The organism is Marinifilum fragile JCM 15579, assembly GCF_001310955.1.
In the GTDB taxonomy this organism is placed as follows: Bacteria; Bacteroidota; Bacteroidia; order Bacteroidales; family Marinifilaceae; genus Marinifilum; species Marinifilum fragile.
Genome location: NZ_BAZX01000013.1, coordinates 111215 through 130547, shown reverse-complemented (window position 1 = coordinate 130547; position 19333 = coordinate 111215). Strand labels below are relative to the sequence as shown.

At 35.8% G+C, this 19333-nt stretch carries 22 protein-coding genes; 12 read left to right on the top strand and 10 right to left on the bottom strand.

Annotated elements, in window-relative coordinates; genetic code table 11:
- On the top strand, nucleotides 1–535 hold a 535-nt coding region (locus JCM15579_RS11385), incomplete at its 5' end, for a DsrE/DsrF/DrsH-like family protein (protein ID WP_172677419.1).
- Between the two features lie 629 nt (nucleotides 536–1164).
- Here the strand turns inward: JCM15579_RS11385 and JCM15579_RS11380 are convergent.
- Nucleotides 1165–1386 carry a hypothetical protein gene (locus tag JCM15579_RS11380; RefSeq protein WP_054720147.1) on the bottom strand — a complete coding sequence of 74 codons (222 nt, stop codon included), beginning with the start codon at nucleotides 1384–1386 and terminating at the stop codon, nucleotides 1165–1167.
- A 210-nt stretch (nucleotides 1387–1596) separates the two neighbouring features.
- Between JCM15579_RS11380 and JCM15579_RS11375 the strand changes: the two genes are divergently transcribed.
- The 4 genes from JCM15579_RS11375 (at nucleotide 1597) to JCM15579_RS11365 (ending at nucleotide 4888) form a co-directional block, all read left to right on the top strand.
- Nucleotides 1597–3090 carry an acetate--CoA ligase gene (locus JCM15579_RS11375; RefSeq protein WP_262493515.1) on the top strand — a complete coding sequence of 498 codons (1494 nt, stop codon included), beginning with the start codon at nucleotides 1597–1599 and terminating at the stop codon, nucleotides 3088–3090.
- Entirely contained in the window at nucleotides 2982–3509 is a 528-nt protein-coding gene (locus tag JCM15579_RS21460; RefSeq protein ID WP_262493514.1) for an AMP-binding enzyme, read from the top strand. The genes JCM15579_RS11375 and JCM15579_RS21460 overlap by 109 nt, the downstream gene beginning before the upstream one ends.
- Nucleotides 3510–3623: 114 nt before the next feature.
- Nucleotides 3624–4391: a patatin-like phospholipase family protein gene (locus JCM15579_RS11370; RefSeq protein WP_054720145.1), complete on the top strand. Its 768-nt coding sequence runs from the start codon at nucleotides 3624–3626 to the stop codon at nucleotides 4389–4391.
- A 56-nt stretch (nucleotides 4392–4447) separates the two neighbouring features.
- Nucleotides 4448–4888 (top strand): C-GCAxxG-C-C family protein, encoded by a 441-nt coding sequence (locus tag JCM15579_RS11365; RefSeq protein ID WP_054720141.1) that lies wholly within the window; start codon nucleotides 4448–4450, stop codon nucleotides 4886–4888.
- 51 nt (nucleotides 4889–4939) lie between these two features.
- Here JCM15579_RS11365 and JCM15579_RS11360 read toward each other — a convergent pair whose 3' ends face one another.
- Nucleotides 4940–6253, bottom strand: a complete 1314-nt coding sequence (locus JCM15579_RS11360; RefSeq protein ID WP_172677418.1) for a cysteate synthase — start codon at nucleotides 6251–6253, stop codon at nucleotides 4940–4942.
- Nucleotides 6254–6489: 236 nt separating this feature from the next.
- On the opposite strand from JCM15579_RS11360, the gene JCM15579_RS11355 reads away from it, so the two are divergent.
- The 3 genes from JCM15579_RS11355 (at nucleotide 6490) to JCM15579_RS11345 (ending at nucleotide 9761) form a co-directional block, all read left to right on the top strand.
- Nucleotides 6490–7467, top strand: a complete 978-nt coding sequence (locus JCM15579_RS11355) for a Gfo/Idh/MocA family protein (protein WP_054720138.1) — start codon at nucleotides 6490–6492, stop codon at nucleotides 7465–7467.
- Between the two features lie 2 nt (nucleotides 7468–7469).
- Entirely contained in the window at nucleotides 7470–7937 is a 468-nt protein-coding gene (locus JCM15579_RS11350; RefSeq protein ID WP_054720135.1) for a hypothetical protein, read from the top strand.
- Between the two features lie 201 nt (nucleotides 7938–8138).
- Nucleotides 8139–9761: an AMP-binding protein gene (locus tag JCM15579_RS11345; protein ID WP_054720132.1), complete on the top strand. Its 1623-nt coding sequence runs from the start codon at nucleotides 8139–8141 to the stop codon at nucleotides 9759–9761.
- Nucleotides 9762–9798: 37 nt separating this feature from the next.
- On the opposite strand, the gene JCM15579_RS11340 is transcribed toward JCM15579_RS11345, so the two are convergent.
- Complete coding sequence (locus JCM15579_RS11340; protein WP_054720128.1) at nucleotides 9799–10884, bottom strand: hypothetical protein; 1086 nt, start codon at nucleotides 10882–10884, stop codon at nucleotides 9799–9801.
- 138 nt (nucleotides 10885–11022) lie between these two features.
- Here JCM15579_RS11340 and JCM15579_RS21975 point away from each other — a divergent pair, with 138 nt between their 5' ends.
- Nucleotides 11023–11310 carry a glycoside hydrolase domain-containing protein gene (locus tag JCM15579_RS21975; protein ID WP_054720126.1) on the top strand — a complete coding sequence of 96 codons (288 nt, stop codon included), beginning with the start codon at nucleotides 11023–11025 and terminating at the stop codon, nucleotides 11308–11310.
- Between the two features lie 276 nt (nucleotides 11311–11586).
- The gene (locus tag JCM15579_RS11330) at nucleotides 11587–12183 is read left to right on the top strand and encodes an acetate uptake transporter (RefSeq protein WP_054720123.1); all 597 of its coding nucleotides are present in this window, start codon (nucleotides 11587–11589) and stop codon (nucleotides 12181–12183) included.
- A 157-nt stretch (nucleotides 12184–12340) separates the two neighbouring features.
- Here the strand turns inward: JCM15579_RS11330 and JCM15579_RS11325 are convergent, their stop codons facing one another.
- From JCM15579_RS11325 to JCM15579_RS11300, 6 genes are all read right to left on the bottom strand, one after another.
- Nucleotides 12341–12655: a putative quinol monooxygenase gene (locus tag JCM15579_RS11325; RefSeq protein ID WP_054720121.1), complete on the bottom strand. Its 315-nt coding sequence runs from the start codon at nucleotides 12653–12655 to the stop codon at nucleotides 12341–12343.
- 344 nt (nucleotides 12656–12999) lie between these two features.
- Nucleotides 13000–13740 carry a DUF2202 domain-containing protein gene (locus JCM15579_RS11320; protein WP_054720119.1) on the bottom strand — a complete coding sequence of 247 codons (741 nt, stop codon included), beginning with the start codon at nucleotides 13738–13740 and terminating at the stop codon, nucleotides 13000–13002.
- A gap of 86 nt (nucleotides 13741–13826) precedes the next feature.
- Nucleotides 13827–14300: a DUF4890 domain-containing protein gene (locus JCM15579_RS11315; protein WP_054720116.1), complete on the bottom strand. Its 474-nt coding sequence runs from the start codon at nucleotides 14298–14300 to the stop codon at nucleotides 13827–13829.
- Between the two features lie 96 nt (nucleotides 14301–14396).
- Nucleotides 14397–14924: a Spy/CpxP family protein refolding chaperone gene (locus JCM15579_RS11310; protein ID WP_054720114.1), complete on the bottom strand. Its 528-nt coding sequence runs from the start codon at nucleotides 14922–14924 to the stop codon at nucleotides 14397–14399.
- A complete protein-coding gene (locus JCM15579_RS11305) occupies nucleotides 14917–15354 on the bottom strand; it encodes an anti-sigma factor family protein (protein WP_054720111.1) in 438 nt (145 codons plus the stop codon). The genes JCM15579_RS11310 and JCM15579_RS11305 overlap by 8 nt, the downstream gene beginning before the upstream one ends.
- A 45-nt stretch (nucleotides 15355–15399) precedes the next feature.
- Complete coding sequence (locus JCM15579_RS11300) at nucleotides 15400–15975, bottom strand: RNA polymerase sigma factor (RefSeq protein WP_054720108.1); 576 nt, start codon at nucleotides 15973–15975, stop codon at nucleotides 15400–15402.
- A 390-nt stretch (nucleotides 15976–16365) separates the two neighbouring features.
- On the opposite strand from JCM15579_RS11300, the gene JCM15579_RS11295 reads away from it, so the two are divergent.
- Both JCM15579_RS11295 and JCM15579_RS11290 read left to right on the top strand, forming a co-directional pair.
- Entirely contained in the window at nucleotides 16366–16869 is a 504-nt protein-coding gene (locus tag JCM15579_RS11295; protein ID WP_157471442.1) for a hypothetical protein, read from the top strand.
- Nucleotides 16844–18058: a S41 family peptidase gene (locus JCM15579_RS11290; protein ID WP_054720102.1), complete on the top strand. Its 1215-nt coding sequence runs from the start codon at nucleotides 16844–16846 to the stop codon at nucleotides 18056–18058. The genes JCM15579_RS11295 and JCM15579_RS11290 overlap by 26 nt, the downstream gene beginning before the upstream one ends.
- Before the next feature lie 76 nt (nucleotides 18059–18134).
- Here the strand turns inward: JCM15579_RS11290 and JCM15579_RS11285 are convergent, their stop codons facing one another.
- Nucleotides 18135–18872 (bottom strand): DUF6261 family protein, encoded by a 738-nt coding sequence (locus JCM15579_RS11285; protein WP_054720099.1) that lies wholly within the window; start codon nucleotides 18870–18872, stop codon nucleotides 18135–18137.
- Nucleotides 18873–19333 lie beyond the last annotated feature (461 nt).

Genomic DNA, 19333 nt, shown 5'->3' with positions numbered 1-19333 from the left:
TTATACAGCTTTGATTGAGAAACAAGCCAGTAAAGAAGCATGCCCGGTTACTGCTGGCAACCTACCAAAAAACAAAACTATGGTGGTTTTCTCTGATGATATGGACCGTGCTTTGGCTTCACTGGTTATTGCCAATGGAGCGGCTGCTACCGGAAACAAAGTGACTCTCTTCTTTACTTTCTGGGGATTGAATATCATTAAGAAAGCTCAAAAACCAAAGGTGGAAAAGGACATGATGGGCAAAATGTTTGGCAAGATGATGGCAAATGGAGCTGATGATCTTAAGCTGTCGAAAATGAACATGATGGGACTTGGTTCCAAAATGATGAAGAAGAGAATGCTTGCCAAAAAGGTAGACTCGTTGGAAGATATGCTTCAGAGTGCCATGGAGAATGGTGTTGAAATGATAGCTTGCCAAATGTCAATGGACGTAATGGGCGTAGACAAAGAAGAATTGTTGGATGGTGTTCAGATTGGTGGTGTTGCAACTTACCTAGCGGAAGCAGAACAATCTAACTTGAATTTGTTTATTTAAGCTCAAGCTTGATATAATTTTAAACCTGACAGAAAGAAAAATCTGTCAGGTTTTTTATTACTCATTAGTCCATTCAATTATGTACAAAAAAACACTATATTTTCTTGACTATAGGAAAATTATAGGCACAACATGGACTTTAAAAGCAGGATTATTATTCATTAAAAATTCTTCTCTTCCAATATAAAGAAATGGGCTATTACAATAATTTATGACACACAACATCACATTAAAAATGTATTAGATTGATTAAAAAATCTTAACCTAAAGAATTATAGCTATTATCATGCTTTTAAATTATCTTAAACGCGTGTAAATTAGCTACTTCAAATAAGAAGAAAAGCCTTATAAAAAGTGGACATTCGTCTGTCAATTTCGTAAATTAGATACTCTTAAAAGTGGAAATAAATTTGAAAAGCTGGGTTAATTGCATCAATCGCTAAACTCAACCATGCAATTGAATCTGGATTTCACAGGTTACGATATTCTCCTGTATTTCGTTTCTTGATATTTAATAAGCATAAATTCCGAACAGGAACAAAAGTACTACATTGGTAGTGGTTAGTGGTTAGCCGAAGCGGCAGAATTTTTCCGTAGTCCCTTTATCAGAAAAATTCTGCCGGTTCATTTTATTCTATCTCCTCACTTTTAGCCTTACTTCCATTTTTCATGCGTAAATACACCAATCCCATAATACTTAAAAATCCTGTCACCTTAAGATATTGTTTTATCAAGGATACTGTATTGTTATCGAAATTGACAAGTAAATCGGAATTGTTAATCAATAGAATTGCTCCTACTGAGCTTAGCAAGACAATTAGAAGAATAATTATTAGTGTCTTTTTTTTCATCTGTTTATAATTTTCTTTCACTTACCATCCTCATAACTATCAGGAGGAAGTCACATGATTCAATCACTTTTCATTTTAAGAGTTTGAAGATACAATCTTTCCAAAAAAATAAGAAGTACTTTTTTGAATAGATATAAGATCTGGATAATCAATCTAGAATTTCATATATTTAGTTATTTAGATTTAAACTAATAACCAAAATAAAAGATCATGATTGATAAGATTAGTACTCTGGGTGGCTACATTCACGAATATCAAAAAAGTGTAGAAAATCCCCAAGCTTTTTGGAGTAGGATTGCAGAAAGTTTCTTTTGGCGTAAGAAATGGGATAAAATCCTGGATTGGAATTTTACCGAACCAAAAATCAATTGGTTTATAAACGGGAAGTTGAACATTACCGAAAATATATTCGAACGTCATTTGTTTACTCGTACAGATCAACCTGCCATCATATGGGAACCCAATGAACCAAATGATGAAAATAGAGTACTTACCTACAATGAGCTTTTCCTTGAAGTAAAAAAGTTTGCCAATGTAATGCTTGGCCTTGGTATTAGTAAAGGTGACAGAGTTGCCATTTATATGCCAATGGTTCCTGAATTGGCAATTGCGATGCTGGCTTGTGCAAGAATCGGGGCAATACATTCCATTGTATTTGCAGGCTTCTCGGCAAACTCACTCGCCGATAGAATTAATGATGCAGAAGCAAAATTGGTAATTACTTCGGATGGAGGTTATCGGGGTGAAAAAACAATTCCTATAAAAGACATCGTTGATGAAGCCTTGGATACCTGTTCATCAGTTGAAAAAGTAGTGGTGGTTCAAAGAACCAATACTGATGTTTCATTTAGTGAGCAAAGAGACATATGGTGGCACGAGGCCATGGCCAATGCTGATGAAGACAACAAGGCTGAAATTATGGATGCCGAAGATACTCTCTTTATTCTTTATACTTCAGGTTCAACAGATAAACCTAAAGGCATTGTACATACCTGTGGTGGGTACATGGTATACTCTGCCTATACTTTTAAAAATGTCTTTCAATATAGCGATGGTGATATTTACTTCTGTTCCGCTGATATTGGTTGGATTACTGGTCATTCCTACATTGTTTACGGACCGTTGCTAAATGGAGCTACAACATTAATGTTCGAAGGCATTCCTACCTATCCTGATGCAGGAAGATATTGGGACATCGTAAACAAATATAGAGTTGCACAATTTTACACTGCACCAACTGCCATTCGTTCTTTAATTTCAATGGGACAAGAGTATGTTGAAAACAAAGATTTGTCTAGCTTAAAAGTTTTGGGCACAGTTGGAGAGCCAATAAACGAAGAAGCCTGGCACTGGTACCACGATCATGTTGGAAAAAATCGTTGTCCTATTGTGGATACCTGGTGGCAAACCGAAACAGGAGGAATTTCCATTAGCCCAATTGCTGGAATTATTCCTACCAAACCAGGCTTTGCCACTCTACCACAACCAGGTATTCAACCCATCATTGTGGATGGTGATGGAAATGAATTATCTGGAAAAAGTGTAGAAGGAAATCTATGTATTAAATATCCTTGGCCGGGAATGCTAAGAACCATATGGGTGATCATGAACGGTTCAAGCAAACTTACTTTAGCACATTCGAAAACCTCTATTTTTCGGGAGATGGTGTTAAAAGAGATGAAGATGGATACTACAGAATTCTAGGTAGAGTTGACGATGTAATTAATGTTTCGGGACATAGAATGGGAACAGCTGAGGTCGAAAATGCAATTAATGAGCATCCATTAGTAAACGAATCCGCCGTTGTTGGATTCCCTCACCATATCAAAGGTCAAGGTATTTACGCATTTGTAGTTTGCGGTTCTCTTTCGACAGGAGGTGAAGAAGGTATTAAAACAAGCGTTCGAAAAGGGGTTACAAAAATCATTGGACCCATCGCCAAACCTGATAAAATTCAATTGGTTAAATCTCTACCTAAAACACGATCTGGAAAAATTATGAGAAGGATTTTAAGGAAAATTGCACAAGGGGACTACAACAACTTTGGTGATATATCAACTCTTCTTGATACCTCCGTTGTGGAAGAAATCATAAAAGGAGCCTTGGAAAATGGTAAAGATTAAAAGACACAAAAGATCATTCATACCGAATGATCTTTTTTTGGTAAATCTTGCTTAAAGACTGGACAATCTTATCGCAATTTATTATTTTAAGTTTATAATTCAATTTGTACACACATGAAAATTGGGATTGCTCTTGGAGGTGGTGGAGCAAGAGGATTTGCTCATCTGGGTGTCTTAAAGGCACTGGAAGAAAAAGGCATTAAACCTGATATTATCTCAGGTGTTAGTGCTGGTGCACTAATTGGAGCCTTTATTGCCTCAGGTTTTTCTTATTCCAAAATATTAAAAGCATTAAAAAACAAGGGTGTAATGGCCTATTCAAAATGGCAGTATCCCCGACATGGCTTATTTAGTTTGGTTGGACTTGAAAAGGAAATCCAAAAGCACATCAAAACCAAAAAGATAGAGAATCTAAAAATTCCTCTTTTTATTGCAGTATCCAATTTAAATGATGGACGAGTTGAATACATTAAAGAAGGTGACTTATTAAAATATTTATTGGCCTCAGTGAGTATTCCTGTTTTATTTTCGCCAGTTCGTATGAATGACATCATGTATGTTGATGGAGGGCTTTTTGATAATCTTCCCATATCTCCTCTAATCAATAAGTGCGATATTATTATTGCCGTAAATGTAAGTCCGATTCAAAAGGTAGAAAAGTTTGATAACCTGGTTCAAATAGCTTCACGTACTTTTCAACTTGGTGTTCACTCCAATATCATCAGGCATAAAGATAAATGCTCGCTGCTTATCGAACCTACTGGCTTACGCGATTACGAAATATTGAATGGCAACAAAGCGCAAGAAATTTTTGAATTGGGATATGAATACACTAAAAATTTGGAAATCCCTCCTTTTGAGGACTTTAAATCCAATCAATAAAGCTATCTTTAAACAACCAATTAAGTAAGCCTATAAAATAAGTAATAAACCCCACTATGATTACAACAAAGGAAAAAGCACTTGAAAGCTTTAAATCTGGAATGAACTGTGCTCAATCCGTTCTACTTGCATTCTCAGATCAATACAAATTCGACGACAATTTGGCTTTTCAAATCTCCAGTGGTTTTGGAGGAGGAATGGGACGACTACAAAAAACCTGTGGTGCAGTTACAGGTGCTTTTATGGTTATCGGAATTCATAATTGTGAAAAGTATTCGAATCATAACTTGCAAACGGATAACAACAGATCGATGATACAAGAGTTTAATCGAAGATTTACACAACAACATCAATCTTTGGATTGCAGAGACATTATAAAATGTGACTTAAATACTGAAGAAGGTCAACAATATTGTAAAGATAACGATACCAAAGAATCCATTTGCTCAAAATGCATAAGCGATTCAATTGATATTGTACAATCGCTTATCAACTAAAAGAAAAAAACAGACATAAAAAAAGCAGGCTTTAAGCCTGCTTTCTTCGTTTTATACTATTGTATCAATTTCCATCTTGAAAAGTTTTTCCATCACATCCTTCACTTCACTCAAATCAGGATTGATATCGAAAACATGAGAAGGTTTTAAATAAACCACTTCTTTTTCTCTTTTGAAGCGTTCTTCTCCTCCACCTGTAATATTAAGCATTACACAAGCATCCTTGTCTAATTTTCCTTCTTTGGCATACTTAATAAGAGTTGCTGTTGCAACGGCTGCTGCAGGGTGAATATCATTACCTTCTGTTTCTTCAAAGATTCTAGCTGCTTCAGCTGCTTCTTCATTTGTTGCTTTTAGCACATCTCCACCAGCATCTTTCATTGCATCGTACAATCCTCCAACAATCGAGTATGGAGGCTTACGATTCGACAATACTTTGGCTGTAATTTCTTCAACTTGTTTTCTCGCCAAATTATCATCCAATGGCAACATTTCTCTTGAATCTTCTTTCCATGCGTCGTGCATTGGCAAGAAAGGAGTATTTTGAGAAACCATTAATTTCATTTTATTAGATCCAAATCTTCCATCTTCAATAAAACGAAGGTTTGCTTCCCAGGCAGCAATGGCACCTGTTCCCGATCCAATTGCCTGAAAATAATAATCAGGAATCTTGCCTATTTCGGTTACTGCTGAATTAACTGTACATGCCATACCATCACGACGAGCAACGTTTTTTGCTCCACCTTCGGCAATAAACCCATCAAGTTGACACGCTAAATTCGAAAGGTGAATCGAATCGAAATAATCGCTTCCCGATTTGGTAACTATAAGTCTAACATTGTCCTTTATTGGTTCATCAAACCAAAGTGCATTAATATTGTCTTCTGGTACACACAATAGCAATGGAATATCATTATCTGAACATACTCTGGCAAATGCTCTTGCTGTATTTCCAGCCGATGCCACTACCAAAATATTATTATCATCATTTAAACGCCCTCCAACCGAGTAAGCTTCAGTTTCTTTGAAAGAGCAAGTTCTGAAATTAGCTCCTTTTTCCGGCCAATATCCACTAAAAGTAATGTAAAGATTATTCAATCCAAGATACTTTGCCAAGCCTTCACTCTTGTAGGTTGCAGGTGCAGAAGATCCTTCCAATGTTTTGTGAACTGGCAACCAATCGGAGAATTTATAAATTCCTAAAGAATTGTTTTTTACTTCAATCTGTTTTTTATCGTAAATTGCTCTAATTAAACAAGGTTTGTCTTCACCAGGAGCATCAAGAGTCCATCCTTCGTCCTCAAATCTCTTGCCTGTTTCTAACGACTCCAAAATATAGTCGGTTGGTCGAAAATCTTTTGCCATTTTTACTTGTATTGATTTTGAAGATGTAAAAATAGTGATTTTACTGTATTGATAAAGTTTTTATCCTCTTTTTACTCTTGCTAAATCGTGTTTACCTATTAAAACCTATAGTGAACATTTTCTTCATTTTTCTTTTACATTTATTATTGAAGTGGAATAATTACTAAAAATTATTTATTCGTTTTCATGTAAAGTTTTTTGCAAAATCATATCTTTAATAATCAAAATAAAGAACAATGAAAGTAAACTGGGGAATTTTAGGGGCTGGAAAGATCGCAGGTAAGTTTGCAAATGATTTTAAAGTTGTACCCAATGGTAAAATCATCGCTGTAGCTTCTCGTTCAGAAGCAAAAGCAAATCATTTTGCAAGTCAATATAATATTAAACACTCTTACTCATCCTACGAAAAGATGATGGAGAATCCAGATATTCAAGTTGTTTATGTGGCCACTCCTCACAACTTTCATTTTGAACATGCAAGCTTATGTCTTAACAATGGCAAAGCTGTGCTGTGCGAAAAGCCGGTTTGTGTTAATTCTGAAGAATTTGAAGCATTAAGTCGCTTGGCAAAAGAAAAGAACTTATTCTTTATGGAAGGCATATGGACCTATTATTTACCTGCCATATTAAAAACCATGGAATGGATACATTCGGGTAAAATAGGTGATGTGCTGCAGTTGCAGGTAAGTTTTGGTTTTATTGGTAATATGAACAAAGAAGGCAGGCTGGCAAATCCCAATTTAGCTGGTGGTGCATTACTTGATATAGGAATTTATGGTGTTGCCATTTCTGAGTTGGTTTTTAATGACAAGATAGACACCATTCAAAGTTTAGCACATATAGGCAATACTGGTGTTGACGAGTACAATAGTATTCAGTTGAAGTATATGAATGGTGGATTGGCACAAATTTCCAGTTCTTTTCGCTCTAATATGAAGAATGAAGCCGTTATTTACGGTACCAAAGGCCGCATTGAGATTCCGAAGTTTTGGATGGCAAAAAAAACCAAACTAGTTGTTGATGATGAAGTATTGGAGTTTGAAGATGAAAGTAAAGAGATGGGGTACAACTACGAAGCCTATGCGGTTGGAGAACTAATTAAAAAAGGTAGATTGGAAAGTTCAGTTATTCCTATTTGGAAGAGCAAAAAAATATTATCAACTCTTGATAAAATTAGAGATCAGATCAAATTAAAATATCCTTTTGAAAATTGAATATGGACCAAAACGAAATCATATTAGGCAAAGGCATCTCTGGAGTCAATTTTGGAATGATGCAGGCTGAAATTGAACAAATATTGGGTAAAGCTGATGAAGTTGGAGAATATTCACTTTCTCCAAGTGAAAATAGTATTACCCTATTTTATAACAGCAAAGGGTTAAGTTTTACTTTTGAATCTGTTGATCAGTTCAGATTGAGCTATATTTCAATCTATCACACACAATACCATATCTTTAACTTCATAAAAATAGGATTATCAAAGCGTAATCTTTTGGACGAACTAGATCTTTTTCAGCTCAGTAAACCAGAATTTGAAAAGGCTGATTCCGAAGAATTTCCTACTCATGAATTAATCTACTTCCCAAATGAAAATCTGCACCTTTGGTTGGATGATGGAAAAATTTCGGAAATTCAATTTGGACCGTTCTGGGAAGATATGAAGACCATTGTTTGGGAAGATTAAGAAATTATCCCAACAATTTATTCTATAAAGAAGTTCTTTCTAGTCTCAATTTTTATAACTTGCAGCCGATTTCACACAAATCACACAACTAAATTTACTTCCTAATCAAAGTGCTCAAATTTTCTTTCGAGCAAAAGATGGTTTTGTTAATAATCTTAAACCAGGTGAATTGAAATAATTCTCCTGCGCAAAACCATAAACATGAATAAACTATCGTATGAGCATGGTAGCTCAGAAATGCCACTTTTAGGCGAAACCATTACTGAAAGATTAAGAAGAACCGTGGAGCAATTCCCAGACAGAGAAGCTTTAGTTGTTCCTTATCAAAATTATCGTGCCACCTATCAAGAGTTCTGGAACCAAATTGAAGAAATCGCAAAAGGCCTGTTAGCTTTTGGTGTAAAAAAAGGGGATCGCATTGGGATTTGGTCTCCAAACCGCCACGAGTGGGTAATCGTGCAATTTGCAACTGCCCGAATTGGCGCCATATTGGTCAATGTAAATCCAGCCTACAAAGCATCAGAATTGAAATTTGCCTTGCGTCAATCGGAGATTAGTCTGCTAATCATGTCCAAAAACTTTAGAAAGACAAATTACTTTGAAATCATTCAGGAAGTTCGAAAATCCTGTATCCACCTAAAGCAAATTGTAATTCTTGATAGAGATTGGCAAGCTTTAATTGAAGCTGGAAAAAGAATCTCTACCCAAGAAGTTGAAGACATTGAAGCTACATTACAATTCGACGATCCGATTAACATTCAATACACATCTGGTACAACAGGATTTCCCAAAGGAGCCACATTAACTCATCACAATATTCTGAACAATGGTTACTTTATAGGCGAAAGGTTGCATTACACGGAAAAAGATAGAGTCTGTATACCTGTTCCTTTTTACCACTGTTTTGGGATGGTACTGGGAAACCTTGCCTGCATTACACATGGTTCAGCAATGATTATTCCTGGCGAAGCCTTTGAGGCAGAAACCGTTTTAAAAACCGTTCAGGATGAGAAATGTACCTCTTTATACGGTGTTCCTCTGATGTTTATTGCCGAATTGGAACATCCCAACTTCGAAAAATACGACATGAGTAGTTTGAGAACTGGCATTATGGCCGGAGCTTCTTGTCCTGAAAAAGCGATGCGCGAGGTACAAGAAAAAATGAATATGAAAGATGTTGCCATTTGCTATGGAATGACGGAAACCTCACCTGTGTCCACTCAAACTTTCGTAGATGACCAATTGGATAAAAGAGTAAGCACAGTAGGTCGCGTTCACCCTCATCAGGAAATCAAAATCATTGATCCTACAAGCGGAAAAATAGTACCCAGAGGAGAAAGTGGTGAATTTTGCACCAGAGGCTATTCAGTAATGTTAAAATACTGGAACAACGAAGAAGCAACCAAAGCTGTTATCGACGATGCAGGTTGGATGCATACTGGTGATGTAGCAAGTATGGATGAAGAAGGCTATGTTACCATTACCGGTAGAATTAAGGACATGATTATTAGAGGTGGTGAGAACATCTCCCCTTTCGAAATTGAAGAATATTTACATACACACGAGGCTATTAGTGAAGTATATGTAATTGGCGTTCCTGATTACAAATATGGCGAAGTGGTAATGGCCTGGATTAAATTCAAGGAAAGAAAATCTGTCAGTGAAGATGAACTTCGCAAGTATTGCAAAGGACAAATTGCTACCTATAAAATTCCGAAGTACTTTAAATTCACGAAAGAATTTCCAACAACGGTTACAGGAAAAATTCGAAAAGTAGAAATGCGAGAGATATCCAGTCGTGAACTAGAATTGGTTGGAAGATAAAAAATTTCCCGGCTCAGTTTAGAGCCGGGACTTTATTTTAAAACTTTAGTTGGTCCGCGATTGTTAAGGCTTGAGATTTTGTCATTTTTGGCATACTCACAATGGATATAATCATATCTTCTGAAGGATACTCAATAATCAATGCAGAAGCATTCATATTGCTTCCATCCTCATCAATAGCATCCCCAAAATGCATTTTTTTCCCTTGATGTGTAAAATGACTGTAAGTTGCCAATTCCTCTTGCGCTATATCTGAATCAACATCCTTATTAGAACTAGCCACAATGGTAAAGTTTTCTGTCATTGTTTTTGTAAAAGACGCAATATATTGCCCATCCACATTAAAAATGGCTGATTTTTTAAAGTTGCTGTATTTTACTTTCTCAATAGCATCCTGAAATTCATTGTATGGATATTCAACTGGAAACATTTCATCATCTTCCGAATCATACTCCATCTCTTCTCCTGCAAACATGTCCAGCGATTGTCCCAATCTCATTTCAGGTTCATTCCAACTTATATCTTCAGGAATCTCAAAAGTTGAAGATGGAATTTTTATATTCTCATCAAACTTAAGCGCAATTTCATGGTTCTCAATGCCCATCATTTTTGCCTCGGATTTTAAAACAACTCCTTTATAAATCCAAACTGTTGCTCCCAAAACCTTAATTTTTTCACAGGTTCTGTTAAAAAACTCTGAAGTGCCTAATCTTTGGCCTCCAAAGGCTTCCAACAATTCATCCGCAATCTCTTTTTTCTGATCATCCGACATATTTTCCAGGGCTGAATAATATTCGGGTGAAATAAGGGTTTCCAGTTTTGTTCCGGTATGATTCAATTGATTTACCTCATAAATCACACCATCCTTGACAATCTTTAATGTGTGCTTTTTTTCTGAGGATTCAATTCCAAAAACTTTAACTTTTGTTTCGGACTTTACCTCTTCTTTGTAAAGTTTCCCATAATCATCAAACCATATCAAACGCTGCCCTTTTGTTGCACCATCCAATTTCATTTCCACATAGCCTGATTTTACCATAAATTTATTGCTCGAATATTGAGCAAAAGCGTTATTGCCAATACAAATAATTACAGCAAATAAGATTAATTGAATTTTTCTCATTTTTAAAAAATTGGTTTAAAGTGATATCAATAGTTTTTTATTATCAATAACTAAATTTAACAGAAAGACTAAATTAAGGATATTGAAATTCTATACAAAATATTTTTCTCAAAACAAATCATCTTTATTCTGCACCTCATGGAACCTATAGTAAAAAGGATTAAATGTGCTACAATCAGGAGTCACTTTCACCATCACTGCACCAAACTTAAGTTTTTACCTATCCATCTTTGTTACAACAAAAATTCACTCCTCATAAATGGAAACCCATTTGTTGTGAATACAATAAATCAATCGAAGGAAAATGTTTTTGTGGACAAAGTTGAAGTAAACGGTAAAACTCTTAATAACTTCACAACAAAGCACACTGACATCATAAATGGTAGTGAAATCACTTTCTACACGAGTAATACTCCTGAAAAATAAGAACGGATAAATTCACTTAAATCCTTAGTATTAAATCTTGAGGTATATTTTTGCATAAAAATCTATCAATCTAATTGTTACAACAACTATTGTACAACACAACATCAAATTACAATAAAGTCTATACCATCTACACAACACTGTTGATCATGAACTTACATTTTTCAAAGCAAAATATTGCATAGAAGATATGTTTTTAAACTACAAATCGCTTTAAATAGCTGTTTTGCATTTTCTTAGTTTTGCCGCTCAATCTAGGATAAAATTAACTAAGCGATGAACAACGTAAATTTAGGAAATCCGGCAGTTGTCGGATTAGGAGGTTTTGGGTTAAGTACCCTTTTATTACAATTTCATAACCTAGGACTATGCGGATTAGGTCCAGTATTGGCAGTAGGTTTTGCTTTTGGAGGAATTGCACAATTGTGTGCAGGTTTATTAGAACACAAAAACGGTAACAACTTCGGTTTTGCAGCATTTTCAGCTTATGGAGCTTTCTGGATCAGTATCGGAATTGTATGGGTATTGAACCACTTTGGTATCTATAAATCTTCAGGAACTGATGTGGGCTTCTTCCTTCTTGCTTACACTTTCTTCACAATGATTCTATGGATTGCTTCACTATTCATTCATGGAGCCATGGCAACTACCTTTAGTATTTTATTACTTGGGTTCATCCTTTTGGATTTAGGACACTTTGGATTCCCAGCTATGAATACAGCTGCAGCTTACGTATTAATTGTGTGTGCACTTGCAGCTTGGTACATGATGGCAGCCATTATTATCAATGGTGTTGCAGGAAGAAACATTTTAGGAGTTGGCGAAGCGTGGCTTAAAGCTGGAGAAAAAGAATTAAGCACTGCAACAAAATAAGCAGCGTTTATTCTTTTATTATAAAATAGAAAAAGGGAAATTGGATTGTATCCGATTTCCCTTTTATTTTATTGAACCACCTCAAAAAGAGATTAGTAACTGAGAATCCAAACTTTTAGTAGGAATCTTAAACTGCCAAATTGTAATTTGTAATTCTTTACGGCAACAACTCTTTATGCAATGTCACTTCAAACTCTTTTACGTGATGTGGTTTACCATCATTAAAGAATTCTACGATATAAGGCTTATTGCAATGCGCATCAAAAGTTACCTGATCGTACCATTTTTCGATGAAAGTGATTCTGTTTGGCTCATCAATACATTGATTCAATTCGTAGCGAATGCATCCACCCTCTTGCAATGTAATTGGAATTAATTTATGTAGATTCTGAATCAACTGATCAACTTCACCTTCGTTGGCTATAAATTTGGCGATACACACCAATTGTGTCTCGTTTTTTCTGATTTCCATTTGTCTAATTTGATTTTTTATGATTTCAAATCAAACTTAAGGAAAAAACCCTAATCTCAAAGCTTTAAAGCCAAGAAAACAGCTTCCAGTTACTCGTATTAGTTACATGTAAAATCGATATACAACTGTATGATTCTTCCACACTCAATCCCTTAATCCCCAAAAAAGGAGACTAAATCATTTTCAATCAGAATATTTCTTTAGCTTATACAAATAAAAACACCTCTCCAGTAAATTCCAGAGAGGTGTTTCCATTTTAAAAATCCACTTTTTTTTTAGCAACTTCCTATATTTCAGTTGTTGCCACTACTACCATTACCTAATTCTTACTCTCATTAATTCCCTCATTTACCATGCTGATATCTATAAGAATTTCTGCAACCATTTCCTTTTTCAATATCAGAATTAATAATCGCATCAAAATCCTCCTGAGTCAATACACTTGGCACATAGACAATATCATATGATTTCAAAACTTTTACAAAAGCACGCAAGTGATTTCTTGATCCTCTTTGTAAATTATCATATACCAACAAGATCTCTTCATTTTCAGTTTCACCTATCAACTCTTCCAAATCCTTTATATCAACTTCCTCAATAAAGGCACCAACCTTAAGTGCTTCCTCCACCGATACTTTTCCCTTTTCAGTTAATTCAGCATATAGGGTTTGTAATGTTTCATTGGTATAAACTCCAGCAACACCCGTAGCTGGATCCTCCAATCCAAACAGATTCAATAAATCAAGCATGGCTTGAGCATGAGTTGCTTCTGAACTTGTGATATTGCTAAAAATTTTCAATTCATACAGTTCTTCGAACAAGCTATACACGTCATGAGCAAGCAACTCTTCCTCTCTCATCAACAACAAGCCCTCTTCTTCACCACTCAGCGGGCTTGTTGTTTCGCTAGCCAAAACTGTTTTCAGATTCGATGTCAACACATTGGTATAACCATCTGTTGTTACTTCAACCAAAGGCAAATCGTTCAACATCTCATTCTCCACATTATCATTCTCATTATCGCAGGCAAACCATCCAAGTACCGCAATAATTGCTACAGCAAATTTTGTCATTTTGTTCTTCATTTGATCTTAAATTTTAAAGTTAATGTCATACCGAATCAACCACAGCACCTCCACGATTAATTCCACATATCAGAGTTTATTTCCTCTTAAAAGTTTCGTCGGTTATTGGATCGGCAAGCACCTTTTCCCATACGACCTTTACCCCTTCTACAAGAGTTGGTATTAACATTGCAATTGTCATTACCACCTCTTCGTCCACTTCTGTTATATGCACATCCTCCTCTTGGAGTACTTTGTGCATACTGAGCTCTCTGTTCTGGTGTCAGAATTTCATTCACAGCCTTCTTGTGTCTGTTCACTTCAGCCTGCATTTCATTTCTCACCTGCGCTTTTTCTTCGGTTGTGGTACATGCTCGTCTTTTGGCACGCAAGTCATCCATCACCTTAAAATGCTTGGTTTTCAATTCACTTAACTGATCATTCTGCTGCTCACTCAAATTACTGATCTGAGTACAATCTGCATTTCGTCTGCTCTGAGCATCGGTACCAAATGACAGTGTTAGCAAAAGAATAATGATTAAGCTACTTCCTAGTTTTTTGATTAAAGATGTTCGTTTCATATCTGTTTGTTTTTAATTTTTTGGGCATAGAATGCCCTGAAAGCGACAGTTCATCACTCTCTAAATTGGTTTATTATCTATATTATTTATTGATTTTTAATGCCAGGGACCATGACCTTTGCCTTCTCCCCTTCCTTTTCTTTTTCCTCTTGGTGTTTTTACCTCTTCACTCTTTTGTATTAAGCTACTAAACAAATCGTAGAGTTTGGTTTGTTGCTCCTTATTCAACTCCCCTTTCATATCCAAATAAAATTGAACCGTAGCCAATTTCAATTCTTCATGCTTTTCTCCAATTTCATTTGCGATCTCTTTCATTCGTACTGAATCGCAAGTTTCCTCACCTAAATTTTCCAACATTTCCTGACGTAGGGCATTCAAGCTAAGCATGATTTGATTCGCATTTCGATTGTAATCTCTGTTTAAAGATTTGAAATAATTTTTCTGCTCCTCATTCAAACCCAATTGATCTTTCAAGAATCGAATGCGATATTCCACAGGCATCTCAGGCTTTACAACTTCCTTTTTTTCTTGGTAAGTGTGATACCAAAACGAACCGATGGTTGACAAGTTGGTTGCCAAAAGGATTAAAGCAAGCCACATCCATATTTTTCTCGATCTATTCATCTGGCATATCATTTAAGAAGAACATTTCAATACTTTCGCCCTGCATTTCGTTAAAATAGGGATCAATTAAATCGGAGTGCTTAATTGGCGAAGGTTCACCAGCAAAATTTGCTCCCATAAAAATACCTCCTCCTATTGCAACCATAAACATGAACCCAATAAATACTGGTCGAAGAACTTGAGATAGCTTTGATTCATACTGTCCTCTCTCCTGCTCTTTTAATCTGTTCATGGTTTTTGACAGTAAATAAGGATTCACCTCCATTGCTTTCTCTTTCTCAATGGCACCAAAGGTTTCCTTGAGCAAACTCACACTATTACTGCATTCCTTGCAGTGATTAAGGTGATGACGAAAGCTTCTCATTTCATCTGCAGAGAGTTCCCCCTCCACATAAAAAATCAATTTGCTTTTTAAATCCTTACAGTTCATTGTTCTTGTTTTAGTATTTGACACTAACTTGAGAAAAAACTTGCGCTACTCATTAAAATTTTTGTAATAATCCAATAATTTTTTCTGTAGATTCACCTTTGCCCTATACAGCAATGATTCTACCGAGGATTTCGAAACCTGCATCACCTCCGCAATTTCCTTGTAGCTTAAGTCTTCATACTTACTAAGTGTAAAAGCTACTTTCTGATTATCAGGAAGTGTATTCATTGCCGATTGAATGGCTTCGCTATGGTCCATTTCTTCCAATCTCTTTTGAGGATTAGGCAAGCTACTTTCTCCAATACCAACCTCACGTTTCGTAAAAAATAAATCCTCCAATCTGGTAAAGAAACTCTTTCTTCCCTTACTGCGAATAGCATTTAGCGAACGAGTAATAGTAATTCTGTAGATCCAGGTCTTTAAACTCGACTCAAGCCTGAAATCATAGATGGAATTGTACACCTGAATAAAAACCTCCTGTGCCACATCTTCGGCATCTGCCATATTGTGGATCATCCCCATTGCGGTATTCACTACCATCGATTGGTAGCTTTCCACCAAATGGCGAAAGGCTGCTTGATTTCCAAGTTTGAGTTCTTCGATTAACTCCTGTTCCTTCATTGAGATTTCTATACTATGATTGTGAATTTAATAGCTTAGACACCCATTCACAAAAAAACTTGCGCTTGATGCAAAATATTTTATTTTTCATCACAACGCCTTACTAAGGTATTGATTCCTTTCCAAACCACCCCAACAAAATAAGTTCAACAGGCAATTTTGCATGCGATACTTTCAATTCGCCTGGCATTTGTTGCAAAAACAATTGGTGGACTCTTATATTATTTACTGATGTTTATTTCAAATACAATCGTATAAACATATATTTCCCAATAGGATACATATAAATACTTTTTTTAACTTTTTTTAATTTAACCATAACAATATTTACTAATAATAATTATTAGTTTTAGGTAATCATTTCAACATAAACAAAATACTATACACAACATGAAGAGATCAAGATTACTGATGACCATTATAATTATTGGTCTGTTATCCTATCTTACTGTTTCCTATTTTCAAACACAAAACAGACTTTGGGAAACCAAAAAATTAGCAAGCACAGCAAAGATTTGGGGCTTTTTGAAATATTATCACCCAAATATTGGAAAGGATCCTTTTTATTGGGACAAACAATTGTTCACCGTCCTGCCTCAAATAAAAGAAGCAGGCAACCGAGAGGAATTATCGAAAGTATACTTAGAACTAATCAACTCTTTAGGGGAAGTACCAAACATTACCATTGTAGATACAATACCTGCGGATCAATATTTTAACAAGAACTTCAACCTCGCTTGGATTAGCAACGAAGAAATATTTAGCAAAGAGTTGTGTACCAAATTAAAATTCATAGAAGAAAATCGCGCGCAGGGAGATCATTACTATGTTTCTTCTACACCATATGTTGGGAACATTCAACTGAAAAATGAGACCTTTACACAACAACTTTGACTGGACAAAAAAAGAGTACAGATTATTAAGCTTGTTCAAATACTGGAACATCATTGAGTACTTTTTCCCATACAAATACCAGATGGATCAGAATTGGGATGAAGTATTATTGGAAATGATTCCAAAGTTTACGAACTGCCAATCGGAAGAGGAATTTCATTTGGCAATGTTGGAACTGGTTGTAAAGATTAACGACAGTCATGCAGGATTAAGAACCTGCCACACCAATCAGTATTTTGGATTGCAATGGATACCCGCAAGATTTAAAATCATAGATGATCAGGCAATAATTACAGGATTTTATGACCGAATGCTTGCTGAAGAAGATGATTTACAAATAGGTGATATCGTTACAAAAGTTGATGGTAAATCCATATCAAAAATTCTTCAAGAAAGGAACAAATACATTCATGCATCCAATGCTTCGGTGAAATTACGAAATGCATACAACTGCATTTTCAACGGTTCTACCGATTCCCTTAATATTGAATTTATTCGCGAAGGAAAGAGTCATTGTAAAATCATCAGAAGGTATCCTTTTAGTAAATTCAGTCCTGAAAAGAGCAATGATCCCAAATGGAAAATACTAGAAAACAACATAGGATACGTAAATATGGGAATACTGGATCGCAAGGATGTTCCTGCTATGATGGACAGCCTGATGAATACCAAAGCCATTGTTTTTGATGTTAGAAACTATCCTAGAGGAAGCATGTACGATATTTCCAACTATCTGAATGAAAAACCGAAGGAATTTGTGAAGTTTACCATACCCAATCTGAATTATCCAGGTAAATTCACCTGGACTCAAAGCATAAAATGTGGTGGTAAGGAAGGTCCTAAATACAATGGACAAGTTGTAATTCTAGTGAATGAAACAACACAAAGCCATGCCGAATTTACCACCATGTGTCTGCAAACTGCTCCTAACGCAATTGTAATAGGAAGTCAGACCTCAGGTGCCGATGGTAATGTTTCCCTGTTAAATATTCCAGGTGAATTTAAAAGCTACATGACCGGCATTGGCGTATTTTATCCTGATAGTAGGGAAACACAACGCATTGGGATTATTCCCGATATTGAGGTAAAACCAACTCTTGAAGGTATAAAAGCCCAAAAAGATGAAGTATTGGAAAAGGCTATTGTGGTAATTAAAAATACAACTGATAAGGGTATTACACAGAAATAAAAAAGAACTAAATCATAGAAAACTCGCCCCACCAGAATAAATCCAGTGGGGCGATTTCATATCCATTACTTTCAAACTATTCTTCTACTACCTCCTCCTCTTTCGCCTGTTTGCTTCTGATGCTAATCGAATGCTCAATTTTGCGGATGCTTTCGTTAATTAGCATGAGCATATCGGTAAATTCGCCTTCGCCGTTCAACTCCGACATTAGTTCCAGATACTGATAAAGGCTATTGAGATCCTTGGTCAGTTTCACACGAAACTCCTTGATGTCGATTTCGCGATGTTCGCTACTCGCTTTTTCATCACGGTTTACGATGCCTGCCTCTACATTGTCAAGATTGGTTTTGATTCGATCTACAAAAGGCTGGAATTGAATCGCAGCAATGGCATCCTTTACGTTTTGAATCGTTTCACAATCTTTTAAATACAAACGAGCATTGGCATTTTGCACCGGTAAACTTTCGTTGTGTAGATTAATACCATGTGTTTTTGCCAAATCATACAATACAGTGGCAGCTTCGCGTTCAGCTTTAACCGGACTTAACAGGTAGGCCTGGCAATACAGTTTACCAGCCCGCCACGAATGGTTAAATTGTGCATCCAACTCACGAACCTCGGCGGTTTCACTCGTTGTTGAAGCCTTATTAACCTGAGTTTTAAACTTGCTCAACGAACTTTCTGTATTCGCATAAAGAGCTTGAACCGGTGATGTACTCCAATCGTGTACCTTGCAAATACGCACACTGTCATCACCCAATGAAATCAATTCTGCATTTCTGAATCGTGCAGCACTAAATTTTTCCACTTTCATTTGCTTCTAATTTAAAATTAAAAAATAAGCAACCTCATCACTTTTGGGGTTACCTGTGGGTAAATAAACAGCTCTGATTCACATTGTCATGGTTGAATTATGTATGTGATACATACACCATATAAAATTAAACAGACTTTCCATTTTTATCAAGACAATAAAATAAACATCAATACGTTACGCCAATCAAAATCAACTTAAAAAGCCTAAACAAACCGTTCTTCCACCAAAACATTATGCTGCATAACATATTTTAAAAGTCCAATTTTACTCCAAAAGCATATATGATCTAACTGCTTTCATTCTTTTTTTATAAAATAGGATTCAACATGCTGCTGATACCTCCTTCGTTTTTTTGAGAAGTATATCAAATCCCATCAATTCCCCTTTCGTTTTTCTAAAATGGATTTGCCAGCTACATTTATTTGCCTTCTAAAAAATTTGAAGCATATCAAATCATA